This is a genomic window from Arthrobacter rhamnosi, assembly GCF_054510855.1.
Map to the genome: position 1 here is coordinate 274149 of NZ_JBTNDT010000003.1, position 22661 is coordinate 296809.

A 22661-nucleotide genomic window follows, 5' to 3' on the forward strand; every position below is an offset into this window, starting at 1 on the left:
AATGACTTCTCACCAAGCAACAGCACCACACGACACCGGCGGTCACGGATCACGGTCCGACAGTGCGGGCGCGACACAGAAACCCTCGTGGGCGGGCGTGGCCTCGCTGAGCGTGGGCGTCTTCGCCCTCGTGATGGCAGAGTTCCTGCCGGCGAGCCTCCTTTCCCGGGTTGCCGCGGATCTGGGAGTGACAGAGGGTGTGGCCGGTCAGTCCGTCGCCATCACCGCCATCGTTGCGGCCGTTGCCGGTATCACCATCCCTGTCGTGCTCTCGCGCATGGACCGCCGGCACCTGATGATCATCCTCTCGACGCTGGCCGTCGTCTCCGATGTGCTGGTCGCGATCGCGCCGACCTACCCGATCCTTCTGGCCGCACGGGTCCTGCTCGGAATCGCGATCGGCGGGTTCTGGGCGCTGGCGATCTCCATCACGGCGCGCTTGGTTCCAGCAGCCAAACTCGGTCTGGGTCTGACGATCGTCAACGTCGGCGTGACCCTGGCTACCGTCGCCGCTGTCCCGCTCGGCACGCTGCTCGGTGAGATCTGGGGCTGGCGTGCCGTGTTCGCGCTGGCCGCGGGCGTCGGCATCATCGCCATGGTCATCCAGTTCTTCGCCCTGCCCTCGATGCTCACCGGCCCCTCGCGCGGATTCCGGCCCCTGATCCGGACACTGCGCTCCCGCATCGTCCTGCTCTGCCTGTTCACCATGGCCCTGATGGGTGCAGGGCATTTCGCCGGCTTCACCTACATCCGTCCGGCAGCGACCGAGGTCGGCGGACTCGATCCCGAGCAGCTCGCTGTCCTGCTCCTGGTGTACGGGCTCGGGATCGTGGGCGGCAACCTGATCGCCGGACCTCTCGCCGACAGGACGCTGCGCGTCGCGGCACTGATCTTCCCGCTCGTCCTCGGCCTGGCGATGATCGCCTTCGTCTACATGGGCAGCAGCCCGGTGCTGCTCTTCACCGCAGCCGCGCTCTGGGGAGCAGGTTTCGGCGCCCTGCCGACGGTCATCTCGACCTGGCTCGCACGGGCCGAACCGGCCCGCCTGGAAAGCATCGGCGGACTCCAGACAGGAGTGTTCCAGGTCGCGGTCGCCCTCGGCGCGTTCCTCGGCGGACTCCTCGTCGACGGCGCAGGTGTGCAGACAGCCCTTGTCGTCGGTGGTCTCGCCTCCGTCCTCGGCGCCCTCATCCTGGGGGCAGTCAAGCCTCCGAAACTCACATAACGACACGACCACTGGAACCAGCATCTTGTGAGTAATGACACGCACCTCGCCCCCGCAACAGGGTCCATCGGCATGATCACCGACCCTCAAGGAGCGATCACCGACCCTATCGTGGCCAGTCCCACACCAATCAAGCGATTGTCGCCCGGCGAGGTTCTGACGATCTCCGTCCTGGTCTTCTCGGCATTCGTGGCGTTCCTGTCCGAGATGGTCGTCGGGGTGGCGCTGCCGCAGATCATGGACGACCTGAACATCACGGCGACGACCGGGCAATGGCTCACCACCGGCTACGCCCTCACCCTGGCGGTCATCATCCCGACCACCGGGTACATCATGCAGCGCTTCCAGCTCCGGACGATCTTCATCGCCAGCGTCGGACTGTTCACCCTCGGCACCCTCATCGCGGCTGTCGCACCCGGCTTCGCGCTGCTGCTCACCGGCCGGATCGTGCAAGCACTCGGTACGGCTGTGCTGGTCCCGCTGCTGATGACGACGTCGATCGGCCTCGTCGCACCCTCCCGCCAGGGACAGATGATGGCATTGGTCACCGCGGTCTCCGCCGTCGCGCCCGCCCTCGGTCCCGCCTTCTCCGGCCTGGTGATGTCGCAGCTTTCCTGGCGGTGGCTGTTCATCATCATCCTGCCGCTGTCGGTGCTCGGCCTGCTCATCGGGGCGATCAAGATGCCGAACCTGACCACGCCGCGGCGCATCGGATTCGACGCGCTGTCGCTGGTGCTCTCCGCGATCGGTTTCGGCGCACTGGTGTTCGGCCTGGCCAGTGCCGGCGAATCCAGTGACGGGCATTTCTCAGCGTCGTTCTGGATCGCGATCCCGCTCGGGGTGGCGGGTATCGCGGCGTTCGTGGCGCGGCAGCTCCGCCTGCAGCGCCGCGGCGCGGCCGTCCTGGACCTGCGGATCTTCACCTACGCCGGGTTCGCGCGACCCGTCATCGTCTTCACGTTCCTGGTCATGGGCGCCTTCGCTCTCGCCACCCTGCTGCCCCTGGTCATGCAGGAATCCCTCGGACTCGGTTCGCTGGAGACAGGGCTCCTGATGGTGCCCGGCGGAGCGACGATCGGGATCGTGTCCCTCCTCATCGGCCGCTACTACGACCGCATCGGAGCCCGCGGACTCGCCCTTCCGGGAGCGCTCGTCGTCGGTGCCGGCTGGTGGTTCATGACGACCTTCACGGAAGACACCTCGATGTGGGTGGTCCTGGCCACCTACGTGTTCGTCTGCGCCGGACAAGCTTTCGCCTGGGTCGCTCTGTTCACCATGTCGCTGGGATCCCTCCCCAGCGCCCTCACCCCGCACGGCAGCGCCGCGCTGAACACCATCCAGCAGCTCGGCGGCGCAGCCGGACTGGCAGTACTCATCGCGGTCCTCAGCTCGAACGCCGGCGGCACGGACGCCGCTTCCGTCGCCGATGGTGCCCGCGCCGCCTTCACCGTCGGCACTGTCCTGGCAGTCGTCGCCCTCGTAGCAACGGCATTCCTCCCGCGACACGCGCGCACCATGAATGAGCACTGAACGAGCGCTCGTCGGCCAGCAGAACGCCGCCTGCCGGCTATCGGCCACAGCTCGAGGGCAACCGCCCTGGCTGCGCGACGGTGAACCGTTATCTTCCCTCGCATCGGGCCCCTTGACCTCACGCCGTCGTCGCCAGGGCCACGTCTGTCGGACGGTCAGCGGTCTTCAGGTGTTTCAGGTAGAAGTACAACGGGACCGCTCCCACCACTGCGAGCAGCAGGAACATGGGGACGACGGCCATCGAGGCAAAGGGAGTAGTCGGATCAGCGCTTGCCCCGAACCACTGATCGGTGGCCACCCCGACGGCCTCGAGCACCAGAGTGACGAGCATGGGACCGACTACCAGTTCGCCGAGCGGCTGTCGGTTCCAGAGCCACCAGGCCCCGCAGATGAGTAACGGAAGCCAGATCGCAAGGTCCTGTATGAAGACCGGATTCGTGGTCACGCCGGAGCCTTCGAGGAAAGTGGCCGGCTGTTCACTGCGGACAGCAGGAATGATGGCCCGCAACCACACCGCTGCATTGAGAACCGCAAGCACGGCGACGTAGATGGCGATGCTGCGGACGGGAAGCATGCCGTCGAACCGCGCGCGGAATGCTACGAGGTCCACCGTCTGAACGATCACGACGATTGACCAGAACGCCGCGGACAGCATCGCTACGTAGATCAGGAAGAGACTGTTGAAGGGCGTGGCAAAAAGAAACAGGACGCTCTGATAGACGATGTACGCCAGAGCTCCCAGCCACACCACAAGTGCCCGCGCCGAGTCGCGTCGGGTGAAGAACATCGCGGTGACGAGCGCTGGAAGGGCGAGGACCATGATCACCAGTGCTGTTCCGCGGAGGTTGCCCTGCGCGACGGGCGGACCCCCGAGAACGTCCGGGATGAAGTACGAGGCTGCGGAGGCAGTCAGTGCCCCGACCGGCGAAAAGGGCTGACCGTGGCCGTAAACCACCGCACCGGTTGATGCATTGGAAGGCGTTTGTGCGAGTCCTGCAGCCGACGTGACGGCACTCGCCTCCACAGCACCCTCGCTTACATCGAGTGGAAACTCTGAGGCCCTTCCAATGGACCAGTCGGAGTTGCTGGGTGACGACAGGCAGGCCCTAGCGGACGACGAGGACGTTGCCGCGGGCGTGATGCAGCACGGCATGGACGGTGGATCCGAGCCGCGCGCCGAGAGTGTTACGTCCCTTCGCGCCGAGGACGACGCACGCGGCCCTGCGGGCGTGCTGCACGATGACTCCGGGTACGGAGGGTTCCGCGAAGGAATCCTCGATGACGGTGAGGTCCGTGTCGTCGGGCAGTATGTTCAAGGCCTGCTGGACGACGGGATCATGCTCCGGATCGGGCAGGTGCGTCAGGGCGTGGCGAGCGTAGGGTCTGACGTGAAGCACACGCAACGATGCGTGCAGTGTTCTCGCCAGATCCGCCGCGGCGATGACAGCGCGGTCGCTTTCCGGCGACCCGTCGACGGCGACCAGAACATCTCCTGGTTCGGGTTGGTCCTCGCGCACCACCATGAGGGGGCAGGATGCTGCGGCTGCCTTCGGCGGCGGTTCTTTTTGCCGCCCCACGCAACCCGCTGTCCTTGATACCCGTCACGGGGCCGAGGTCATGGGTGAAGAACGGCCAGAACCAGCAATGCACCACCACGAGCTCGTGCTGCGCTGCTACCGCATGACGGGCCGCCCAGAGCACTGCGTGCCGCGCGTCGTCCGACCCGTCGTAACCGACGATCACTGGTTTCACCGGAACGCCGGCCGGGTTCATGCCAGCGTCCGGACAGGTGGCAGGGGTGTGGTCTCACCCTCGGCGAGGTGGAGGGCGCCGTGGGAGATGAGGACCGGGCACTGCGCCCGCTCTGCGAGTGCGGAGCTCACGGATCCCAGGAGCAGTCCGGCGAACCCGCCGTGGCCGCGGGAGCCGAGGACGACCATCGCGGCATGCATGCTCTCGTCGATGAGGACCTCCACCGCGAGGCCGCGCACCACCCCGCGCTCGACCTCCCCGACCTGGGAAGGAGTCCCCTCGGGGAACGCCTTTGTCAGGGCCTGGTCCAGGGCCTTGCGCGCGAATCCCTCGTAGTCGTATTCCACGGGAGGCGCGTACAGGCCGAAGGCGAGAGGGTGCTGCCATGCCGTGATGGCGCGGAGGGTGTCGCCGGCGAGGGGCATGAGACTGACGGCGAGCTGCAGCGCAGCGATCGACGACGGAGAACCATCGACCCCGACGACGACGACTCGCGCACGGGACGTGGCGGATGCGTCCATGATAATTCCTTTGCTGGGCGGAACACTGCTTCTTCCGATCGTCGCCGGTCGCGGGAGGAGCAGCTAGGGCCTTACGTCCCCTCCTCACTCCACAGTGGTAGGGGACATAGGGCCCTGCCAGGTAGGGCCGGAAGAAGTCATGCTGATGCTTGGCTCCAGCAGGCGCCGGCGTCATCGAGCGGGCCCCCGACGTCGTTCATCACCGAGCGCGCCGTCATGCGGCGTCATGCAGGGTCATGTCATGCACCGGTGCTGGCAGCCGCTCCGGTCCAGCGCCTAGTCTCGTACCTACAGATCAAGAGTTCCAACGCGAAGCCCTGGCTCGTTGGACGGCAACCCCCTCCGTGGCGGGGTGCCCCAGGTGAAGATCCGGTCCCGCGCATCAGCGCCGGGGCAAGCACGGCGCGGGCCTCGGGGCTCCGCGTCCCGTCGACGGGACCCCCATGTCGTACATCTGCCTCCTCCTGTCCGGAGCGGCCCTCCTGATCAACGGTCTCGGCCTCCTCGGCCGGGTCACCTCCCGCGACTCCGGGTACTTCAACCTGGTCATCGGAACGCTCCAGCTGGTGATCGCGACGCTGATCGCGTCTGCGGGTGCAGGCGATCCCGCCGCGATCGGCTCGGCGAGCGGCATCTTCCTCTTCGGGCTCACCTACCTCTACGTGGGACTGGGATCGGTCGTCGGGCTGGGCGCCTCGGGAGTGGGATGGTTCTGCGGTCTCGTCGCCGTACTCGCCGTCGTCTTCGCCGGCACCTCCCTGGACGACGATCCGGTCAGCGCGGTGCTGTGGCTCGCGTGGGCGGTGCTGTGGGGGCTCTTCTTCCTGCTCCTGGCCTTCGATGCGGCGCACCTGGCCCGGATCACCGGATGGAGCGCGATCCTGGTGGGCACGGCCAGCACCATTCCTCCGGCCGTACTCGGGCTGAACGGCGCCTGGCCGGCCGGCTGGAGCCCCGCCCTCGCCGTTGCCGGGGCCATCGCGGTGCTGTTCGTCGTCGCCGGCGCCGTCAGCGCCCGCCCGGTGAAAACACCGGCACCTACGCAGGTCACCGTCCCCGCCTGACGTCGACCCCGGCCGCACCCGTCCCGACATCCCTCTTCCATCTCACATCCCGCTTCCACCGAAAGGCCCACCATGACCACGCTGACCCATACCCCGCCGGCCACCGACGCGGAGTACGAGCTCCTCGCCGCCCGCTTCCGCCCGCTGTTCGCCCGCATCGCCGAGGGCGCAGCCCGCCGCGAGCAGGAGCATGAGCTCCCCCGCGAGGAGATCCGTGCACTCATCGATGCCGGCTTCGGAGCACTGCGGGTTCCGGTGTCCGCGGGCGGTTCCGGTGCCTCACTGCCCCAGCTGTTCCGCCTCCTCACGGAGCTCGCGGCCGCCGACTCGAACATCCCGCAGGCCCTGCGCGCCCACTTCGCCTTCGTGGAGGACCGCCTGGTGTCCACCGGAGCCCAGCGCGAGGTGTGGTTCAAGCGCTTCGTCGACGGCGAGATCGTCGGCAACTCGTGGACGGAGGTCGGCACCGTCACCATCGGAGACGTCATCACCAAGGTCAGCCCGGACCCGGACGACGCCGGCGCCTTCCGCGTCAGTGGAACCAAGTACTACTCGACCGGCAGCATCTTCGCGGACTGGATCGACACCTTCGCGCAGCGCACCGACAACGGGGTCAAGGTCATCGCGGTGATCAGCACGCACCAGCCGGGGGTGACCCACAGCGACGACTGGGACGGCTTCGGCCAGCAGACCACGGGCTCCGGCACGTCGACCTTCGACCAGGCCAGGGTCGACGCCGTCAACGTCATCGACTTCGACACCCGGTTCAAGTACCAGACCGCGTTCTACCAGGCCGTGCTCCTCGCCGTCCTCGCCGGCAGCATCACGGCCGCCGAACGGGACGTGGCCCGTGAGGTCCGGAACCGCACGAGGATCTTCAGCCACGGCAATGCGTCGTCGTTCGCGGCGGACCCGCAGATCCTGCAGGTCATCGGCGAGGTCTCCGCGGCGGCGTACGCGGCGGACGCGACCGTCGAACGGGCGGCCCGATCGCTGCAGCTCGCTTATGAGGGCGCATTCCTCGGCGACGAGGTCGAGGACGAGCGCCGCAACGACGTCGCAGAACTCGAGACCGCGAAGGCCCAGGTCATCCTGTCAGCGCTCGCCACCCACGCGACATCCGATGTCTTCAACGCGCTCGCCGCCTCCGGCGTGAGCACCGCGAAGAACTTCGACCGGCACTGGCGCAATGCGCGCACGGCCGCCAACCACAACCCGTGGGTCTTCAAGGCGAGGATCATCGGCGACCACTCGGTCAACGGTGCCGTCCCGCCGCGCGTCTGGTCCATCGGGGCCGCGCCGGTCGCCGCGCCCGCGAAAGCCTGAGGACGTGCGCGTCCGCGGGCGCGCAGCAGGACGGACCCCCGGACGCCGTCACCGCGGCGTCCGCCGGGCCCCCGTCCTGCGCTCGACCGGGCAGGCATCCCTGCGGTCGAGTTCGTCGAGGACGGAGTCGAGCGCAGCGGAGGGCCACGGCGCGGAAGGGGACCCGGTCGGCGGAGCGGGAGAGCCTGCTGTCCCGCGCTGGAGCAGCAGCAGGTCCAGGTCGGAGACGATGTGCAGGTCGGGGAGGAACCCTGTCAGGTAGGTCATGGCGTGTCCTGTCCGGAGATCGGTGTGCGTGCTTCCTCCCTTAGACGGGGGCGACGCGCCCGAATCATCGCTGGTGGGTACGGCGGGTGCGCGTTCCATCGTCGGCACCGATTCGGGCGATGACTCCAGCGGCGGCTAGAATGGTGCTCCCCCGGCGATCCGTCTGGTCTCACACGGTGTACGGGAGTCGGTTCGGGGGGATCGACCCGACGAGACCGCGGAAAGTCCCCATGACGAGCACCGAGACCAGCACCGACCTTCCCCGCCCTTTCCGCCTCACCAGGCTTGCACGGTGTGCCGTGCGCCTGAGGTTCGGGCAGGACTCCGTGATATCGGAGTCGGACGCGATCGCGATCCTCGAACAGAGCTTCGACCTCACGGGCCGGCGACAGTACGTCCTGTACTTCGAACTCGACAGGGTGTCCTGCATCTCGTCCGGCGCCCGCCGCGTCCTCACCGCGGCCCGCGATGTCCTCGCGTGCGCCATGGTCGGTGCGGGGCCGATGGACCGTATGCTGTCCGTGCCCTACGAGCAGGCCGACTACCCCTCGGAGTACTTCACGGAGCGGAGCGCCGCCCTCGAGTGGCTGGCGCTCATGCACGACGTCCTGTGTGCCGACCCGGTGGAACACGCGATGAGCCTCACGGTGGACCGGGACCCCTTCGCCCGCCGCCGGGCTTCCTGACGGCTGCCGGGCAGCCGCGGCGCAGCAGAGCCCGTCAGGACGCGGGCTTCGCCGCCAGCGACTGCCGGCGGACGGCCCTCACCCTCTGGTAGACCGTGACGAGGCTCGCCGCCGCCAGGACCACGAGGACGGCCAGCAGGACTCCCTCGGGCAGCCCGAGGCCCGTCAGGCCCGTGACGACCAGGACGGAGACGAGGCGCTCGGCGCGCTCCGCCAGCCCGACGTTGGCCGTGAAGCCGAGCGACTCGGCCTTCGCCCGGGCATAGGAGACGATCATGCCGAGCACGAGGCAGGCGAGTGCTGCAATCGCGATGGCCGGGTTCTCCCCGCCCGTGAAGAACCAGATGGCGACGCCGGTGAACAGCGCCCCGTCCGCGATGCGGTCGAGCGTCGAATCGAGGAAGTTCCCCCACAGTCCGCCGTGGCCCTTCATCCGCGCCATGATCCCGTCGACGACGTCGGAGAACACGAAGAGCGTGATGAAGACCGTGCCCCAGAACAGCTGGCCGAGCGGGTAGAAGACCAGCGCTCCGGCGGACACACCGATGGTTCCGGTGATGGTCACGGCGTCGGGCGTCACGCCCCACTTGAGCAACAGGCGGGCCAGCGGCGTGAAGAGGGCCGTGACGAAACCGCGCGCGTACCTGTTGAGCATCAGGACGCCGATCCCGCAGCTGTCCCCGAGGACGGCCAGGCCGCCGCGACCTGCTCGCGGACCTCACCGAGCGTCTGCGTGATCGCCTTGGTCTGCGCGATGATCGGCAGGAAGTTCCCGTCCCCGCCCCATCGGGGCACCACATGCTGGTGCAGGTGGGCCGCGATGCCCGCGCCTCCCGTGGCCCCCTGATTCATGCCCAGGTTGAAGCCCGAGGGATTCGACACCTTCCGCAGTACGCGCATGGCCGTCTGCGTGAGGGCGGCGATCTCCGCGGTCTCCGCTTCGTCGATGTCCGTGTAGTCGGGCACATGCCGGTACGGGCAGACCAGGAGATGGCCGGCGTTGTAGGGGAAGAGGTTGAGCAGCACGAAGGCATGGGTACCGCGGTGGACGATGAGAGCTTCCTCGTCGCTCTGCTGAGGAGCACGGCAGAACGGACACGTCTTCTCCGACGTGACCTGCTCCTGCCCTCCCTTGATGTAGGCGAGGCGGTGCGGTGTCCACAGTCGCTGGAAGGCGTCGGGCACACCCGCCAGTTCGAGATCGTCCGTCACCGCGGCGTCGCCCGCGTAGGGGCCGGTCCCGCCCGGATTGTCCGCGTCCTCCATCAGACCGTGGCCTCCCGGCTGCGTACCGCCTCCACGATCCGCCGGACCGCCTCGTCGACCGGCACCTGGTTGTCCTGGCTGCCGTCGCGGAACCGGAACGAGACGGCGTTGGCTTCCTGGTCCTCGCCGCCCGCGATGAGCACGAACGGCACCTTCTCCTTGCTCGCCGTGCGGATCTTCTTCGGGAAGCGGTCGGACCCGGCGTCGACCTGCGCGCGGATACCCTCGGCCTTCAGCTTGTCGACGACGTCGAACAGGTAGTCGTTGAACGCCTCGGCGACGGGGATGGCGAGCACCTGCACGGGTGCCAGCCAGGCGGGGAAGGCTCCGGCGTAGTGCTCCGTGAGCACGCCCATGAAGCGCTCGATCGATCCGAACAGCGCGCGGTGGATCATGACCGGGCGCTGGCGCGACCCGTCGGCGGCCTGGTACTCGAGTTCGAATCGCTCGGGCAGGTTGAAGTCGAGCTGGATGGTCGACATCTGCCAGGTGCGTCCGATCGCGTCACGTGCCTGGACGGAGATCTTCGGGCCGTAGAACGCGGCTCCCCCGGGGTCGGGCACGAGCTCCAGTCCGGAGGACTCGGCGACCTCGGCCAGGGTGCGCGTGGCTTCGTCCCAGATCTCGTCCGAACCGACGGACTTCTCGGGGTTGCGGGTGGAGAGCTCCAGGTAGAAGTCCTCGAGGCCGTAGTCCTTGAGGAGGCCGAGCACGAAGTTGAGCGTCCCGGTGAGCTCGTCCTTCATCTGCTCACGCGTGCAGTAGATGTGGGCGTCGTCCTGGGTCATGCCGCGTACCCGGGTGAGGCCGTGGATGACGCCGGACTTCTCGTACCGGTACACGGAGCCGAATTCGAACAGGCGCAGCGGCAGTTCGCGGTAGGACCGCCCGCGCGACCGGAAGATCAGGTTGTGCATGGGGCAGTTCATGGGCTTGAGGTAGTAGTCCTGCCCGGGCTTGCGCACCGTGCCGTCCTCGTTGAGCTCCTCGTCCACGTGCATGGCGGGGAACATGCCGTCCCGGTACCAGTCGAGGTGCCCGGAGACCTCGTAGAGGTGGCCCTTGGTGATGTGCGGCGTGTACACGAACTCGTAGCCGGCATCGGTGTGGCGCTGGCGCGAGTAGTCCTCCATGGCCTTGCGGATGATGCCGCCCTTGGGGTGGAACACCGGCAGTCCGGAGCCCAGCTCGTCGGGGAAGGAGAAGAGGTCCAGCTCCGTGCCGAGGCGCCGGTGATCGCGGCGCTCTGCTTCCGCCAGGCGCTCCTGGTAGGCCTTCAGCGCGTCCTTGGTGGGCCACGCCGTGCCGTAGATGCGCTGGAGCTGCTTGTTCTTCTCGCTGCCGCGCCAGTAGGCAGCAGCCGAACGCGTCAGCGCGTAGGCGTTGGAGATGAGTTTGGTGTTCGGCAGGTGCGGGCCGCGGCAGAGGTCCTGCCAGACGACGTCGCCGGACTTGCGGTCCACGTTGTCGTAGATCGTCAGCTCTCCGGCGCCGACCTCCACCGATGCGCCGTCCTCCTCGGTGGCCCCGCCCTTGAGGCCGATGAGCTCGAGCTTGTACGGCTCGTCCTTCATGGCCTCGCGGGCCTCGTCCTCGGACACGACCCGTCGCACGAAACGCTGGTTGGTGTTGACGATCTTCAGCATCATCTTCTCGAGCTGCTTGAGCTCTTCGGGCGTGAAGGGTTCCTCCACGTCGAAGTCGAAGTAGAAGCCGTCGGTGATGTACGGCCCGATGCCGAGTTTCGCACCCGGACGCAGCTGCTGCACGGCCTGGGCCATGACGTGGGCTGCGGAGTGGCGCAGCACCTCGAGGCCGGCCGGGTCCTCCAGCGTGACGCCCTCGACGGAGGCACCCTCGGGAAGTTCCTGGTCGAGGTCCCTGAGCTCCCCGTCCACGCGCATCACGACGACGTCGCGCCGTTCACTGAACAGCTCGGTGCCGGTGGTGCCCGTCGTCGCCTGCTTCTCTTCGCCGTCGACGACGAGTTTCATGGGCTGGGGCGCTGACACGGGCGGTCTCCTCGGTGCTGGGAAAAATGGTCGCCCGAACGGGCGTGACGGGACCCGGCAAGGGCCGGGACCGCCTTGCTGATCGTATCGGGTGGGCGCAGGGCCGACCAACACCCCGCCGATCGACGGGGCCGGTGGACGGGCAGATCCACGGGCGGACCGACGGTCGCACCGACGCGCACATCGACAGTTCGATGGACGCAGACCACCGGGCACTGCGCGTCACCCTTCCCGGCGCACCCTCATCTCGAACTCGATGAACGCGGCGATCATCGCCCGGTACGTCTCCTCGACGACCGTCGGGTCCACGCCCTGCTGCGACGCGTAGCCGCGCACATTGGTGATGACCTGCTCCACCCGGGCGGGGGCGCGGACGGAGGCGTCGTCGCGCTTGAGCGCACCCGCCCGGCGGACGAGGCGCTCCCTGCGGGAGATGAGCGACACGATCTGCTCGTCCACCTCGTTGATGGCGACACGGACCGCCGCCAACTGCTTCACGTTCCGCTCGTCGTCTGCTTCAGCCATGGCGGAAGCCTACCGCTGTCACCGGCGGTCACCGCCTGCCGCGGGGAGGAATGGCACCGCCTCCTGCGGTGTTGAGTACCATGCGGGCGGATCAGCCGCCCGCGTATCGACGCGTGCGGCACGTGCGCACGCAGATTTGAGGAGCACCGTGGACTACACGCCAGAAGCCGGATCCATCACCATGTTCTCGACGTCCTGGTGCGGGTACTGCCGGCGCCTGAAGTCTCAGCTGGATGCCCAGGGCATCGGCTACACCGAGATCAACATCGAGGAGGTCGAAGGCACCGCCGAGCTGGTGGCATCCCTCAACGGAGGCAACCAGACCGTCCCGACCGTGATCTTCCCGGACGGCAGCACGGCCACCAACCCGTCCGCCGCCGAGGTGCGGACCAGGGTCGCCGTCTAGCCCGGACACCCTCCGCGCCGGTCCTTCCCGCCATATGCTGGGACCGGTGGCCCGTTCCCCGGCCGCCGTTCCCAGCGGAAGGACAGCGAAGACATGGTGCATAGAGTTCAGGGCGTCGTGGTGCGGGCGAAGGATGCCCCCGCCGCCATCGAGACCATCCTCGTACCCGATCCCGGACCGGGCGAGGCACTGGTCGATATCCTGACGTGCGGCGTCTGCCACACCGACCTGCACTACAAGCAGGGCGGTATCAACGACGGGTTCCCGTTCCTGCTGGGCCATGAGGCCACCGGCGTCGTGAGCGCGGTGGGCGACGACGTCACCACCGTCGCGCCGGGCGACCGCGTCATCCTGAACTGGCGGGCCGTCTGCGGCGAGTGCCGGGCGTGCCGCCGGGGTGAGCCGCAGTACTGCTTCAACACCGCCAACGCCACCCAGAAGATGACGCTCGAGGACGGCACCGTGCTGTCCCCGGCCCTCGGCATCGGCGCTTTCGCCGAGAAGACCCTGGTGGCGGCGGGCCAGTGCACCAAGGTCGATCCGGCGGCGGACGCGGCGGCCGTGGGCCTGCTCGGCTGCGGCGTGATGGCGGGTATCGGAGCAGCGATCAACACGGGCAACGTCTCCCGGGGCGACTCGGTCGCCGTCATCGGATGCGGCGGCGTGGGGATAGCCGCCGTCGCGGGGTCCCGGCTCGCCGGGGCCACCACGATCATCGCCGTCGACATCGACGACCGGAAACTCGAACTGGCACGGGGCCTGGGCGCCACGCACGTCCTGAACTCGAAGGACGAGGACCCCGTGGAAGCCATCCGGGCGCTGACCGGCGGCAACGGGGCCGACGTCGTGATCGATGCCGTCGGACGGCCCGAGACCTACAAGCAGGCGTTCTATGCCCGCGACCTCGCCGGGACCGTGGTCCTCGTCGGCGTCCCCACCCCCGAGATGACCATCGAGCTCCCCCTGCTCGACGTCTTCGGCCGGGGCGGAGCGCTGAAGTCCTCCTGGTACGGCGACTGCCTGCCCAGCCGGGACTTCCCCATGCTCGTCAGCCACTACCTGCAGGGCAACCTCGACCTCGACGCCTTCGTCACCGAGCGCATCCGCCTCGACCAGGTCGAGGAGGCCTTCGGGAAGATGCACGGCGGTGCCGTGCTCCGATCGGTGGTGGAGCTCTGATGGCGGCACGCGTGGAGCACCTCGTCACGTCCGGGACGTTCTCGCTCGACGGCGGGACGTGGGACGTGGACAACAACGTCTGGATCGTGGGCGACGACGAGGAGTGCGTCGTCATCGACGCACCCCACGACGCGGCGGCGATCCTCGACCAGGTGAACGGGCGGACGGTCCGGGCGATCCTGCTGACGCACGCCCACGACGACCACATCCGCGCCGTCGGTGACCTGTTCGACGCCGTCGGCGCGCCGATCCACCTGCACGAGGGCGACCGCGAACTCTGGGACAGGGTGTTCCCCGAACTGAGCCCCGACCAGTGGATCCGCGACGGCGACACGATCGACGTCGCCGGTGTCACGCTCACCGCGCTGCACACCCCGGGCCACTCCCCCGGCTCGGTCTGCTACCTGCTGCCGGAGGCGGGAACGGTCTTCACGGGCGACACGCTCTTCCAGGGCGGGCCGGGCGCCACGGGCCGCTCCTACAGCGACTTCCCCACCATCATCGAGTCCATCCGCACCCGGCTCCTGACACTGCCATTGGAGACCATCGCGCGGACCGGCCACGGGGAGAGCACCACCATCGGCGACGAGGCTCCGCATCTGGAGGAATGGATCCGGCGCGGACACTGATGCCGTAGGCTCCGTTCCCGCGTCCCGCCGTCAGGAGCGGCGGGACGCGGGGGCAAGGCGCACGGTCGCGGCGTAGGCCGCCAGCAGGGCGTCCTCCACGGCGTCGACCGTCACGCCGCCGGCGAGGTCCTGCGCCGCTCCGGCGGTGGCCGGCCGCCACTCGAGCCCCAGCGCGGCGTAGGCGTCGGTGAGCACGGCGCGGAGGGGCGCCGAGTCCTCCACGACGAGGACCGACGAGAAGAGCCACGCACCCGCGACGACGCGCTGCGCCGTGCCGACGAGCTTGACGGCCGGGACGCCGTCGGCCCGCCCGTGGACCGTGAATTCACCGGGGCAGTACTCGCCCGGGACCTCGCCCACGTGCGCGTCGAGTCCGACGCCGCTCAGTATCCCGGCGAAGAACTCCCCGAACGCGGCGAAGCGGGCCCGCGTGCCGGCGACGGGGTCCGCGGCGGGTTCGAGGTGGTCGACCACGAGGCAGCCCCGGTGGTAGGCCGCGGCGCGCCCGCCTGCGCGCCGCACCAGCGGGACGAAGCCGTGCTTCGTCGATACGGCGCACGCCTCACCGAAACCCGGCAGCCGTGCGTCCCGCTGTCCGAAGGCGACCGTGGGACTCGGGCGGTACAGGCGCAGCGTCGGGGGCCTGCTTCCGACGGCGACGTCGCGCAGCAGCGCGATGCCGCGTTCCAGCTCTGCGGCCGCGTCATCCGAGGCCGGGTCGAGAACGAGCGCCAGCTCGGCAGCGCCATGCCATGGAGTGCTCATCCATCCATCGTAGGCAGAGCCGGGAGAAGCTGAGCACCGGCTCGTCGGTGTCCACCGACTCGGGGACGAAGACGATCGGGTCCCGCCTCGTCGCCACGCCGAGGGCGTGCACCCCCGGCCTCGTCCCGGTACCCGGTTCCGCCGTGCCCGGTCGCGCTGTCAGGACGGCGGGATCCCCCGCCGCGGTACCTGTGGGCTGTCCGCTGTCCATGGAACCTCCGTTACACGCAGTCTCCGCCACGAGGAGCGGCACGATCACCATGCCGGCAAGGATGTCCCTCCTCGTTGCCACACGGCGATTCTAGGGGCGGCAGGCACCCCCTCTCCCGGTTGCCGTCCGAGCCTCTTTCGGTTACCGGACCGTGCCGGACCATGCCGGGCCGCACGCTGTCGCACCGGTGCGCACCCGGTGCGCACCGGGTGCGCACCCGGTGTTGCAGCGGTGCGCACCCGCGCTCCTCAGGACTCCCAGGCCTCCAGCAGCAGCCCCGCGGCACGTGCGGGGTCGGGCGCCGCGCAGATCGCGGACACGACTGCCATTCCTGCCGCTCCCCCCTGGCGGAGCGGGGAGGCGTCCGCCGCGGTGACCCCGCCGATCGCCACGCAGGGCAGGCGCGCCGTGCCCGCCAGCGCAGCGAAGCCGTCGACGCCGAGCGGTGTCGGGTGGTCCGGTTTCGTGGCGGTGGCATGCACCGCGCCGACGCCGAGGTAGTCCACCGTGCCGGCGGGAAGGGCGTGCGCGACGGCGAACTGGTCTGCGGTCGCCGCGCTCAAGCCCACGACGGCGTCCGGGCCGACGATGCGCCGCACCAGATCGGGCGGCAGGTCGGACTGGCCCACGTGGACGCCGTGCACCTGTGCGCCCTGCTCCCGCGCCGCGAGGTACACGTCCACCCGGTCATCGACCAGCACCGGTACCCGGCCCGCGACGGCGCCGGCGACCGCGGCGAGGAGCGCGAGCAGGTCCCGCCCTCCCGCGTGCTTGTCCCGCACCTGCACGCAGGTCGCACCCCCTGCCACGGCGGCGGCGACGACGTCCGCGACCGCCCGGGGCGCGCACAGCTCCGTGTCGGTCACGAGGTAGAGCGGCAGGTACGACGCCGGATCGGGCCGCGGCATCAGGAGTCCTCCGGCAGGACCAGGCCCTGGCGGACATCGGCCGGGGTGATGGCCGCGAGCGCATCGAGGAAGCGCGGGGCGAAGGTTCCCGGGCCCTCCGCAAGGATCGCGGCCTTCTCCGCGGCGAGCGTGTACACGCCGGTGGCCGCAGTGGCCGCGAGCAGTGGATCCGGTGTGAGCGAAGCGAAAGCCGCCATCACCGCACCGAGCGCGCAGCCGCCGCCGGTGACCCGGGTCAGCAGCGGCGTGCCGTTGGCCACCCGGACGACGGCGCCGTCGGCCGGGACGACGGCGTCGACGGCGCCCGAGACGGCGACGACGGAACCGTACCGCGATGCCAGCAGGCGTGCTGCGTCGAGCGCCGCGGCGGGCTCGTCCACGGAGTCCACGCCGCGTCCCCCGCCGCCGGAGCCGGCGAGGGCGATGATCTCCGATGCATTGCCGCGGATGATGGTGGGGCGCTGGGCGACGAGCTGCTGGGCCGTCCGGGTGCGAACGGTCAGGAACCCCACGGCGACGGGATCGAGCACCCAGGGCGTGTCCGACGCGGCCGCCGCCTCCGCGGCCTCGAGCATGGCCGCGCGCTGCGCCTCGGTGGGTGTGCCGAGGTTGACGAGCACCCCGGAGGCCACGGGCGCGAACTGCGCCGCTTCCCCGGGGATGTCGACCATGGCGGGGGCTGCACCCAGGGCGAGCAGCACGTTCGCGGTGAAGTTGGTGACGACCGCGTTGGTGATGCACTGGACCAACGGGGAGGCACTGCGCAGGTCCGCGAGCAGCCCCGCGCAGGCCTCGGCGCTGATCGTGCGGGCGGGGTCCGCGGTTGCCGATGGGAATTCCGTCATGTGCTGCCTTTCGCTGGGGCGAGAGGACGGACGGACACCAGGGCCCGGCAGGACATCCCTTCGCCAGTATGAGCTGGATCAGGTTCGACGGGTCTTATCTCAGCCCCTCCGGTGGAGGGACACCCCGTGTCGCTGCTCGAACGGTAACGCGTCGCGCGGATGCATCCAAGCCCGGTCACCGCCCCGGCGTGCCGGGGCGGTGACCGGAGGGACCGGCACCGGGACGAGCAGCTGCGCCTGGTTAGCGGCCGCCCTCGATCTTGCGGCTGCGCTGCTCCTGCCCAGGAGCCCCGTAGGGGTAGTCCCCGAAGGTGGGGGCGCTGACCTCGTCGAGTCGGTCGAGCTCTTCGGGCGTCAGCACGACGCCGGACGACGCGAGGTTGTCGGCCAGCTGGTCCTGCGTGCGTGCGCCGAGGATCACGGAGGTCACGGCGGGCTTCGCAGCGACCCAGGCGAGTGCGACGTGGGAGGCGTTGATGCCACGCTCAGCCGCGATGCCGGTCACGGTGTCGACGATGTCCCACGTCCGGTCCGCGTTGCGCTTCTCCCAGGCCTCCATGCCGCGCTTGGGGTTCTCCCCGAGCCGGGTGGCGCCCGTCGGCTCGGCGTCGCGGGAGTACTTCCCGGTCAGCCAGCCGCCGCCGAGCGGGGACCACGGAAGCATCCCCATCTCCGCGTCGAGCACGGCGGGGACGATCTCTGCCTCGATGTCACGCACGAGCAGCGAGTACTGGGGCTGCAGCGTCACCGGCAGTGAGTAGCCACGCTGGCGGGCGGTCATCACGGCCTTCGTGAGCTGCCAGCCGGTGTAGTTCGAGAACCCGTAGTAGCCGATCTTGCCCTGGACGACCGCCTCGTTGAGGAAGCCGAGGGTCTCCTCGAGCGGGGTCAGCGGATCCCACGCATGCACCTGGTACAGGTCGATGTGGTCGACCCCGAGCCGGGCCAGCGAGGCGTCGAGCGCTCGCCGGAGGTGGCGCCTCGACAGGCCGAGGTCGTTGGGGCCGGTGCCCATCGGGAAGCGGCCCTTGGAGGCGAGCACCATCCGGTCCCGTTCCACCGGGTTCTTCGCGAGCCAGCGGCCGATGATCTCCTCGGAGGTGCCGGCGGAGTACACGTCCGCCGTATCGATCAGGTTGCCGCCTGCCGCGGCGTAGTCGGACAGGATGGCGTGCGACGTCGCCTCGTCCGACTCCGCCCCGAAGGTCATCGTGCCGAGGGCGAGGTGGGACACCGAGGTGCCGCTGTTACCGAGTTTCCGGTACTCCATGGGGTTGCTCCTTTGCTGTGCGCCGTGCGGCGCCGTGTCCTTGGATCCTGGGCCGGGCGCAGCTGTCCTGCGACCAGCATGGCAAGGGGCGCCATCGTGGGACGGCGCCCCTCCTCCGATGCTCACTCGCTGACGGTGACGCCCTTCCAGAAAGCGTAGTAACCGCGGATGTTCTCCGCCGCTTCTTTCGGTTCCGGGTAGCTCCAGGCGGCGTCCCTGTTCTGCTCGCCGTCCACCACCAGGGTGTAGTAGCTCGCCGTGCCCTTCCAATGGCACACGGTGTGCGTCTCCGTAGGGACGAAGAACTCCTGGGAGATGGAACCCGGCGGGAAGTAGTGGTTCCCCTCGACCATCACGGTGTCCGCCGACTCCGCGACGACCCTGTCTTTCCAGATTGCTTTCGGCATGGTTCCTCTTCCTCGGGGACGTGCGGTCGCGCGGGCAGGCTGTCCACTCCCTGCCGACGGCGGCAAGGGCGTCCGTACCCTGTGCAACCCCGGCGAGCGCCGGGGCATTCCGGGTACGGCAGTCAGAGCTTGCGGACCGTGAGGATCTGCTCGATCCGCCCGAAGGGACCGTCGAGGTCGTGCGTCACGCTGGAGGTGAGTCCCACGCCGTTCGCGCCGAACGTGACGCGCGTATCGAGGCCGAGCCACTCGCCGGCGGGCAGGCGGTGGAGGTGGATCTGCAGGTCGACGTTCGGGAACATCCAGCTGTCGCCACCGGGTGCCACGCGCGAGGCGATGCCGTTGGCCGCGTCCATCATGCCCACGAGGCGCACGACGTCGGCGCTCGTCCTGCCCTCCACCATCGGGTAGGGGTTCCGGATCCAGACCTGCCCCCGCCCGGGCCGGTGGCCCGGCACCACCCGGACCTCCAGGGACCGGATGAACCCTCCGGGCCACGCCGTCATGCCCTCGTGCGGACCCGCGGCCTCGGGTCCCGGCATCATCGGGTCCTCGACGGCGGCGACGGCTGCCGTGTCCTGGGTGGCGAGGCGCCATGCCTTCGCCACGATCGCGGTCCTGCCGCCGGCTTCCATGCGTGCCTCGAGCAGTTCGATGGTCCGTCCGGGCCGGACGACGGCCGTGTGGACCTCGAATTCACCGCCCGGAATCATCCCGAGGATGTCGAAACTCAGGCGGCCGAGCTGCATGCCGTCCCGTGGCTGGCAGTCCAGCAGGCACTGGGTCAGGAGGCCCGAGATCGGTGCCATGTGCTGCTCTTCCGGGTTCCAGGCGCCCTGGGCGTGGATCGTCGATTCGAACCTCCCGCCGCCGAGATCACGGTAGAAAGAATCGGGCACGGAAGTCTCCTTCGTCGGACGGGCCGGGATCGCGTCCTGCGCGGTGAGCGGAGGAAAGGCCCTGGACATCGGTCCCGGGCACGCACCCGCCCCATGCTAGTGGAACCGGGAAGGGCGTCCCGGAATAGGATCCGGACGCCGGGGGTTCAATGATTGACCGGGTCAACGTTTCAGGGCCCGGTCCCGGACGCGGCCCGCGCGGAGGACATCCGGCGGCGCCGTACAGCATTTCGAACCGAGCGGATTCCCATGACCTCCAGTCCCCCGTCCCGCGTCTCAGACGCGACTCCGAGCCGAGCAGGCGCTGCGCCCTCCCGCCCTGCGGTCTCGCCAGGCACGGCCTCCTCCGGCACTGCCTCCTCGGGTGCCACCGGTGAGGGCGCCCTCCCGGCACGCGACAGGCTGGTCATCACCATCCTGCTCATCTCCGCGTTCGTGGTGATCCTCAACGAGACGATCATGGGCGTGGCCATCCCGCGCCTGGTCGAGGACCTCGGCATCACCGTCGGTGCCGGCCAGTGGTTGAGCACGGCCTTCATGCTGACCATGGCCGTGGTCATCCCGGTGACCGGCTACCTCCTCCAGCGCTTCACTACGCGCCCGGTCTTCATGGCCGCCATGGGCCTGTTCAGCCTCGGCACCCTCATCGCCGCCCTGGCCCCGGGGTTCGCCGTCCTCGTGGTCGGCCGCGTCGTCCAGGCGAGCGGCACGGCGATCATGATGCCGCTGCTGATGACGACGGTCATGACGCTCGTGCCTCCCGCATCGCGCGGCAAGATCATGGGCAACATCTCGATCGTGATCTCCGTGGCGCCCGCGCTGGGCCCCACCATCTCCGGAGCCATCCTCAGCGTGCTCGACTGGCGCTGGATGTTCTGGCTGGTCCTGCCGATCGCCCTCGCCGCCCTGGTCATCGGATCGGCCAGGATGCAGAACGTCACCGAGCCGCGGCGATCGTCGATCGACGTGCCGTCGGTCATCCTCTCCGCCGTGGCCTTCGGCGGCATCATCTACGGCCTCAGCCAGCTCGGCGAGGCCGCGGCCGGCAGTGCCTTCCCTGCGTGGATCCCCCTGGTCGCCGGCATCGTCGGACTCGCCGCCTTCATCTCCCGCCAGCTCGTGCTGCAGCGGCGGGACGCGGCCCTGCTCGACCTGCGGGTGTTCACGTCCGGCAACTTCACCATCTCGATCGTCGCCATCGCGGTGAGCATGATGGCACTCTTCGGCACCATCATCCTGATCCCGATCTACGTCCAGAGTGTCCTCGGCCTGGATCCGCTGGTGTCCGGGCTGCTGCTCCTCCCCGGCGGCCTCGCCATGGGCCTGCTCGGCCCCGTCGTCGGCCGGATCTACGACCGCCGCGGGCCCCGGGTGCTCCTGGTCCCGGGTGCGCTCCTGGTCAGCGCGGTGTTCTGGTCGATGACCCGGGTCACCGAGACGACGCCCGCGCACCTCGTCCTCGTGGCTCACGTCCTGCTCAGCGTCGGGCTTGCCCTCATGTTCACCCCGCTGATGACCTCGGCCCTCGGGTCCGTCAGGCCGCACCTGTACTCGCACGGCAGTGCGGTCTTCGGAACGGCGCAGCAACTGGCAGGCGCTGCGGGCACCGCGCTCTTCATCTCGGTGATGACCCTTCAGTCGACGGCACTGGCGGCCGACGGCGCCGCGCAGCTTCCGGCGATGGCCGGCGGTATCCGGGCGGCGTTCCTGTACGGGGCGGTCATCTTCCTGCTCGCCGTCGTCGCCTCGTTCTTCGTGCGCACGCCCTCGGTGACCGGGGAAGCTCCCGCGCCCGTGCACTAGGAGCCCGCTGCTCCACGACGAAGCCCCACCGGGTCATCCCGGTGGGGCTTCGTCGTCGGTGCGATAGTCGCTGCGGCGGGGCGTCAATCGGAGCGTCAGGACGCGGGCTGGCGCAGCTCGATGGAGCCGTCGCTGGTGACTCGCGTCTCGTAGACGGGCTGCGGGACGGCAGCGGGTCCGCGGTAGTTCTTGCCGTCGTCGAGCCGGAACATGCTCTGGTGCCACGGGCACGTGATGCAGCCGTCCTCGATGGGGCCGTCCTGCAGGGGGCCGCCGAGGTGGTTGCAGACGCTGTCCATGGCCGTCAGCCTGCCGGCGTGGCGCAGCAGCAGGATCGGCACGCCGTTCGCCTCGACGAGCTGCCGCCCGCCCTCGACGATGTCGGCGTCGCTGGCCACCCGCGTCCAGTCCTTCGGTCCCTCGTGCCCGGCGGTCCGGTTCACATTGACGGCGTTCGCGTAGCTCAGGTGCCCGCCGAGGTAGGCGCTGAACAGCATCGACCCGAGGCCGCCGAGTCCGAGCAGGACGCCGAGGGTGCGGCTGTCCCTGGCCCTCGCGACCGTCGAGGCGGTGTACAGCGTCAGGGCCAGGGAGTTGCCGGCAGCGTGGACGATCCCCACGCGGCGTTCCTTCTCCTGGGTGTCGGACCAGTCGTGCAGGCCCGCGATGGCGGTCGGTACGGCGGAGAGGATGCCGACGCCGACGAGGAGGTCGGCCGCCTTGCGGGAGCTCCTGCCTCCGGCGAGGTCGAGGAACGAGGCCATGCTCCAGGCACCCGACGGCACGACGACCAGCATGGGATGGAGGTGGTGGCCGATGGCCGTACCGCTGAGGACGTTCCGGATCATGCGAGGCTTGACGGCTTTGCTGACTGCTGCCGCGATCGGGTCGGCGACCTTGTCGAGCGACTTCGCGTGCTCGAGTCCGTCCAGCATTACGTGCAGGATGTTCATCCTTTGCTCCTTCTGGTCCGGGACGGCAGGCCAGCCGACGGGATTTGACCGCGACGCCGCCCGGTCCCCACCGTTCCAGCAGCTCCTACACCTGACAACCCGGCGCGGCGCGGCGAGGTTTGTCTTGGCCTGCGCGCACTTCGGTGCGAGAATCCCGCCCGGCCCGCATCCCGGCGTGGCGTCCCCCGCGCTTGTAAACTTGGCGCAGGACT

General features: G+C 69.3%; 25 protein-coding genes, 1 pseudogene and 2 riboswitches. Of the genes and pseudogenes, 9 read left to right on the forward strand and 17 right to left on the reverse strand.

Annotated elements, in window-relative coordinates:
- Position 1 precedes the first annotated feature (1 nt).
- Together ACX80I_RS07960 and ACX80I_RS07965 are read left to right on the forward strand one after the other, a co-directional pair.
- Entirely contained in the window at positions 2 to 1225 is a 1224-nt protein-coding gene (locus ACX80I_RS07960; RefSeq protein WP_459344578.1) for an MFS transporter, read from the forward strand.
- A 27-nt stretch (positions 1226 to 1252) separates the two neighbouring features.
- Complete coding sequence (locus tag ACX80I_RS07965) at positions 1253 to 2755, forward strand: DHA2 family efflux MFS transporter permease subunit (RefSeq protein WP_459344579.1); 1503 nt, start codon at positions 1253 to 1255, stop codon at positions 2753 to 2755.
- 118 nt (positions 2756 to 2873) lie between these two features.
- On the opposite strand, the gene ACX80I_RS07970 is transcribed toward ACX80I_RS07965, so the two are convergent.
- The 4 genes and pseudogenes from ACX80I_RS07970 to ACX80I_RS07985 all read right to left on the reverse strand — a co-directional run bounded on the left by ACX80I_RS07970 (position 2874) and on the right by ACX80I_RS07985 (position 5028).
- Positions 2874 to 3581, reverse strand: coding sequence for a hypothetical protein (locus tag ACX80I_RS07970; RefSeq protein ID WP_459344580.1), 708 nt, complete (start codon positions 3579 to 3581; stop codon positions 2874 to 2876).
- A 280-nt stretch (positions 3582 to 3861) separates the two neighbouring features.
- Positions 3862 to 4332, reverse strand: a complete 471-nt coding sequence (locus ACX80I_RS07975) for a universal stress protein (protein ID WP_459344581.1) — start codon at positions 4330 to 4332, stop codon at positions 3862 to 3864.
- 40 nt (positions 4333 to 4372) lie between these two features.
- Positions 4373 to 4528, reverse strand: a pseudogene (locus tag ACX80I_RS07980) (universal stress protein); the annotation flags it as partial.
- On the reverse strand, positions 4525 to 5028 hold the full coding sequence (locus ACX80I_RS07985; RefSeq protein WP_459344582.1) for a universal stress protein: 504 nt from the start codon (positions 5026 to 5028) through the stop codon (positions 4525 to 4527). The gene ACX80I_RS07985 and the pseudogene ACX80I_RS07980, both read right to left, overlap by 4 nt.
- Positions 5029 to 5321: 293 nt before the next feature.
- A riboswitch (SAM riboswitch) is annotated at positions 5322 to 5434 on the forward strand.
- 37 nt (positions 5435 to 5471) lie between these two features.
- Here ACX80I_RS07985 and ACX80I_RS07990 point away from each other — a divergent pair.
- Both ACX80I_RS07990 and ACX80I_RS07995 read left to right on the forward strand, forming a co-directional pair.
- Positions 5472 to 6092, forward strand: coding sequence for an AmiS/UreI family transporter (locus ACX80I_RS07990; RefSeq protein WP_459344583.1), 621 nt, complete (start codon positions 5472 to 5474; stop codon positions 6090 to 6092).
- A 72-nt stretch (positions 6093 to 6164) separates the two neighbouring features.
- Positions 6165 to 7418 carry an acyl-CoA dehydrogenase family protein gene (locus tag ACX80I_RS07995; protein WP_459344584.1) on the forward strand — a complete coding sequence of 418 codons (1254 nt, stop codon included), beginning with the start codon at positions 6165 to 6167 and terminating at the stop codon, positions 7416 to 7418.
- A 48-nt stretch (positions 7419 to 7466) separates the two neighbouring features.
- Here ACX80I_RS07995 and ACX80I_RS08000 read toward each other — a convergent pair whose 3' ends face one another.
- Complete coding sequence (locus ACX80I_RS08000) at positions 7467 to 7685, reverse strand: hypothetical protein (protein WP_459344585.1); 219 nt, start codon at positions 7683 to 7685, stop codon at positions 7467 to 7469.
- A 230-nt stretch (positions 7686 to 7915) separates the two neighbouring features.
- On the opposite strand from ACX80I_RS08000, the gene ACX80I_RS08005 reads away from it, so the two are divergent.
- Positions 7916 to 8371 (forward strand): DUF7793 family protein, encoded by a 456-nt coding sequence (locus ACX80I_RS08005; RefSeq protein ID WP_459344586.1) that lies wholly within the window; start codon positions 7916 to 7918, stop codon positions 8369 to 8371.
- A 34-nt stretch (positions 8372 to 8405) separates the two neighbouring features.
- Here the strand turns inward: ACX80I_RS08005 and pgsA are convergent, their stop codons facing one another.
- The 4 genes from pgsA to ACX80I_RS08025 all read right to left on the reverse strand — a co-directional run bounded on the left by pgsA (position 8406) and on the right by ACX80I_RS08025 (position 12174).
- On the reverse strand, positions 8406 to 9026 hold the full coding sequence (pgsA, locus tag ACX80I_RS08010) for a phosphatidylinositol phosphate synthase (RefSeq protein ID WP_459344587.1): 621 nt from the start codon (positions 9024 to 9026) through the stop codon (positions 8406 to 8408).
- A complete protein-coding gene (locus ACX80I_RS08015; RefSeq protein ID WP_459344588.1) occupies positions 9026 to 9637 on the reverse strand; it encodes an HIT family protein in 612 nt (203 codons plus the stop codon). Before ACX80I_RS08015 ends, pgsA begins: the two co-directional genes overlap by 1 nt.
- Complete coding sequence (gene thrS / locus ACX80I_RS08020; protein ID WP_459344748.1) at positions 9637 to 11631, reverse strand: threonine--tRNA ligase; 1995 nt, start codon at positions 11629 to 11631, stop codon at positions 9637 to 9639. The genes ACX80I_RS08015 and thrS overlap by 1 nt, the downstream gene beginning before the upstream one ends.
- A 240-nt stretch (positions 11632 to 11871) precedes the next feature.
- Positions 11872 to 12174, reverse strand: a complete 303-nt coding sequence (locus ACX80I_RS08025) for a chorismate mutase (protein ID WP_459344589.1) — start codon at positions 12172 to 12174, stop codon at positions 11872 to 11874.
- A 148-nt stretch (positions 12175 to 12322) separates the two neighbouring features.
- Here ACX80I_RS08025 and ACX80I_RS08030 point away from each other — a divergent pair, with 148 nt between their 5' ends.
- From ACX80I_RS08030 to ACX80I_RS08040, 3 genes are all read left to right on the forward strand, one after another.
- Complete coding sequence (locus ACX80I_RS08030; protein WP_301228099.1) at positions 12323 to 12580, forward strand: mycoredoxin; 258 nt, start codon at positions 12323 to 12325, stop codon at positions 12578 to 12580.
- 93 nt (positions 12581 to 12673) lie between these two features.
- Complete coding sequence (locus ACX80I_RS08035) at positions 12674 to 13759, forward strand: S-(hydroxymethyl)mycothiol dehydrogenase (RefSeq protein ID WP_459344590.1); 1086 nt, start codon at positions 12674 to 12676, stop codon at positions 13757 to 13759.
- Positions 13759 to 14388 (forward strand): MBL fold metallo-hydrolase, encoded by a 630-nt coding sequence (locus tag ACX80I_RS08040; RefSeq protein ID WP_459344591.1) that lies wholly within the window; start codon positions 13759 to 13761, stop codon positions 14386 to 14388. Before ACX80I_RS08035 ends, ACX80I_RS08040 begins: the two co-directional genes overlap by 1 nt.
- A 30-nt stretch (positions 14389 to 14418) precedes the next feature.
- Here ACX80I_RS08040 and ACX80I_RS08045 read toward each other — a convergent pair whose 3' ends face one another.
- From ACX80I_RS08045 to ACX80I_RS08075, 7 genes are all read right to left on the reverse strand, one after another.
- Positions 14419 to 15153 carry a lipoate--protein ligase family protein gene (locus ACX80I_RS08045; RefSeq protein ID WP_459344592.1) on the reverse strand — a complete coding sequence of 245 codons (735 nt, stop codon included), beginning with the start codon at positions 15151 to 15153 and terminating at the stop codon, positions 14419 to 14421.
- Complete coding sequence (locus ACX80I_RS08050; RefSeq protein WP_459344593.1) at positions 15092 to 15445, reverse strand: hypothetical protein; 354 nt, start codon at positions 15443 to 15445, stop codon at positions 15092 to 15094. Before ACX80I_RS08050 ends, ACX80I_RS08045 begins: the two co-directional genes overlap by 62 nt.
- A gap of 167 nt (positions 15446 to 15612) precedes the next feature.
- Entirely contained in the window at positions 15613 to 16272 is a 660-nt protein-coding gene (gene thiE / locus ACX80I_RS08055; RefSeq protein WP_459344594.1) for a thiamine phosphate synthase, read from the reverse strand.
- Positions 16272 to 17117: a hydroxyethylthiazole kinase gene (gene thiM / locus ACX80I_RS08060; protein ID WP_459344595.1), complete on the reverse strand. Its 846-nt coding sequence runs from the start codon at positions 17115 to 17117 to the stop codon at positions 16272 to 16274. The genes thiE and thiM overlap by 1 nt, the downstream gene beginning before the upstream one ends.
- Before the next feature lie 38 nt (positions 17118 to 17155).
- A riboswitch (TPP riboswitch) is annotated at positions 17156 to 17254 on the reverse strand.
- Positions 17255 to 17358: 104 nt separating this feature from the next.
- Positions 17359 to 18387 carry an aldo/keto reductase gene (locus ACX80I_RS08065; protein WP_459344596.1) on the reverse strand — a complete coding sequence of 343 codons (1029 nt, stop codon included), beginning with the start codon at positions 18385 to 18387 and terminating at the stop codon, positions 17359 to 17361.
- Between the two features lie 122 nt (positions 18388 to 18509).
- On the reverse strand, positions 18510 to 18794 hold the full coding sequence (locus tag ACX80I_RS08070) for a DUF427 domain-containing protein (protein WP_459344597.1): 285 nt from the start codon (positions 18792 to 18794) through the stop codon (positions 18510 to 18512).
- 122 nt (positions 18795 to 18916) lie between these two features.
- Positions 18917 to 19693: a thioesterase family protein gene (locus tag ACX80I_RS08075; RefSeq protein WP_459344598.1), complete on the reverse strand. Its 777-nt coding sequence runs from the start codon at positions 19691 to 19693 to the stop codon at positions 18917 to 18919.
- Between the two features lie 249 nt (positions 19694 to 19942).
- Between ACX80I_RS08075 and ACX80I_RS08080 the strand changes: the two genes are divergently transcribed.
- Entirely contained in the window at positions 19943 to 21496 is a 1554-nt protein-coding gene (locus tag ACX80I_RS08080; RefSeq protein ID WP_459344599.1) for an MDR family MFS transporter, read from the forward strand.
- 95 nt (positions 21497 to 21591) lie between these two features.
- On the opposite strand, the gene ACX80I_RS08085 is transcribed toward ACX80I_RS08080, so the two are convergent.
- Entirely contained in the window at positions 21592 to 22449 is an 858-nt protein-coding gene (locus ACX80I_RS08085) for a Rieske (2Fe-2S) protein (protein ID WP_459344600.1), read from the reverse strand.
- Between the last annotated feature and the right edge of the window lie 212 nt (positions 22450 to 22661).

What these genes read in the sequence shown, in the direction of transcription:
- ACX80I_RS08035 (WP_459344590.1), top strand. Translation starts at nt 12,674, where the DNA reads ATGGTGCATAGAGTTCAGGGCGTCGTGGTGCGGGCGAAGGATGCCCCC.
- ACX80I_RS08065 (WP_459344596.1), bottom strand. Translation starts at nt 18,387, where the DNA reads ATGGAGTACCGGAAACTCGGTAACAGCGGCACCTCGGTGTCCCACCTC.
- ACX80I_RS08040 (WP_459344591.1), top strand. Translation starts at nt 13,759, where the DNA reads ATGGCGGCACGCGTGGAGCACCTCGTCACGTCCGGGACGTTCTCGCTC.
- ACX80I_RS08005 (WP_459344586.1), top strand. Translation starts at nt 7,916, where the DNA reads ATGACGAGCACCGAGACCAGCACCGACCTTCCCCGCCCTTTCCGCCTC.
- ACX80I_RS08080 (WP_459344599.1), top strand. Translation starts at nt 19,943, where the DNA reads ATGACCTCCAGTCCCCCGTCCCGCGTCTCAGACGCGACTCCGAGCCGA.
- ACX80I_RS08045 (WP_459344592.1), bottom strand. Translation starts at nt 15,153, where the DNA reads ATGAGCACTCCATGGCATGGCGCTGCCGAGCTGGCGCTCGTTCTCGAC.
- ACX80I_RS08085 (WP_459344600.1), bottom strand. Translation starts at nt 22,449, where the DNA reads ATGAACATCCTGCACGTAATGCTGGACGGACTCGAGCACGCGAAGTCG.
- ACX80I_RS07990 (WP_459344583.1), top strand. Translation starts at nt 5,472, where the DNA reads ATGTCGTACATCTGCCTCCTCCTGTCCGGAGCGGCCCTCCTGATCAAC.
- pgsA (WP_459344587.1), bottom strand. Translation starts at nt 9,026, where the DNA reads ATGCTCAACAGGTACGCGCGCGGTTTCGTCACGGCCCTCTTCACGCCG.
- ACX80I_RS08015 (WP_459344588.1), bottom strand. Translation starts at nt 9,637, where the DNA reads ATGGAGGACGCGGACAATCCGGGCGGGACCGGCCCCTACGCGGGCGAC.
- thiM (WP_459344595.1), bottom strand. Translation starts at nt 17,117, where the DNA reads ATGACGGAATTCCCATCGGCAACCGCGGACCCCGCCCGCACGATCAGC.
- ACX80I_RS07985 (WP_459344582.1), bottom strand. Translation starts at nt 5,028, where the DNA reads ATGGACGCATCCGCCACGTCCCGTGCGCGAGTCGTCGTCGTCGGGGTC.
- ACX80I_RS07995 (WP_459344584.1), top strand. Translation starts at nt 6,165, where the DNA reads ATGACCACGCTGACCCATACCCCGCCGGCCACCGACGCGGAGTACGAG.
- ACX80I_RS08025 (WP_459344589.1), bottom strand. Translation starts at nt 12,174, where the DNA reads ATGGCTGAAGCAGACGACGAGCGGAACGTGAAGCAGTTGGCGGCGGTC.
- thiE (WP_459344594.1), bottom strand. Translation starts at nt 16,272, where the DNA reads ATGCCGCGGCCCGATCCGGCGTCGTACCTGCCGCTCTACCTCGTGACC.
- ACX80I_RS08000 (WP_459344585.1), bottom strand. Translation starts at nt 7,685, where the DNA reads ATGACCTACCTGACAGGGTTCCTCCCCGACCTGCACATCGTCTCCGAC.
- ACX80I_RS08070 (WP_459344597.1), bottom strand. Translation starts at nt 18,794, where the DNA reads ATGCCGAAAGCAATCTGGAAAGACAGGGTCGTCGCGGAGTCGGCGGAC.
- thrS (WP_459344748.1), bottom strand. Translation starts at nt 11,631, where the DNA reads ATGAAACTCGTCGTCGACGGCGAAGAGAAGCAGGCGACGACGGGCACC.
- ACX80I_RS07960 (WP_459344578.1), top strand. Translation starts at nt 2, where the DNA reads ATGACTTCTCACCAAGCAACAGCACCACACGACACCGGCGGTCACGGA.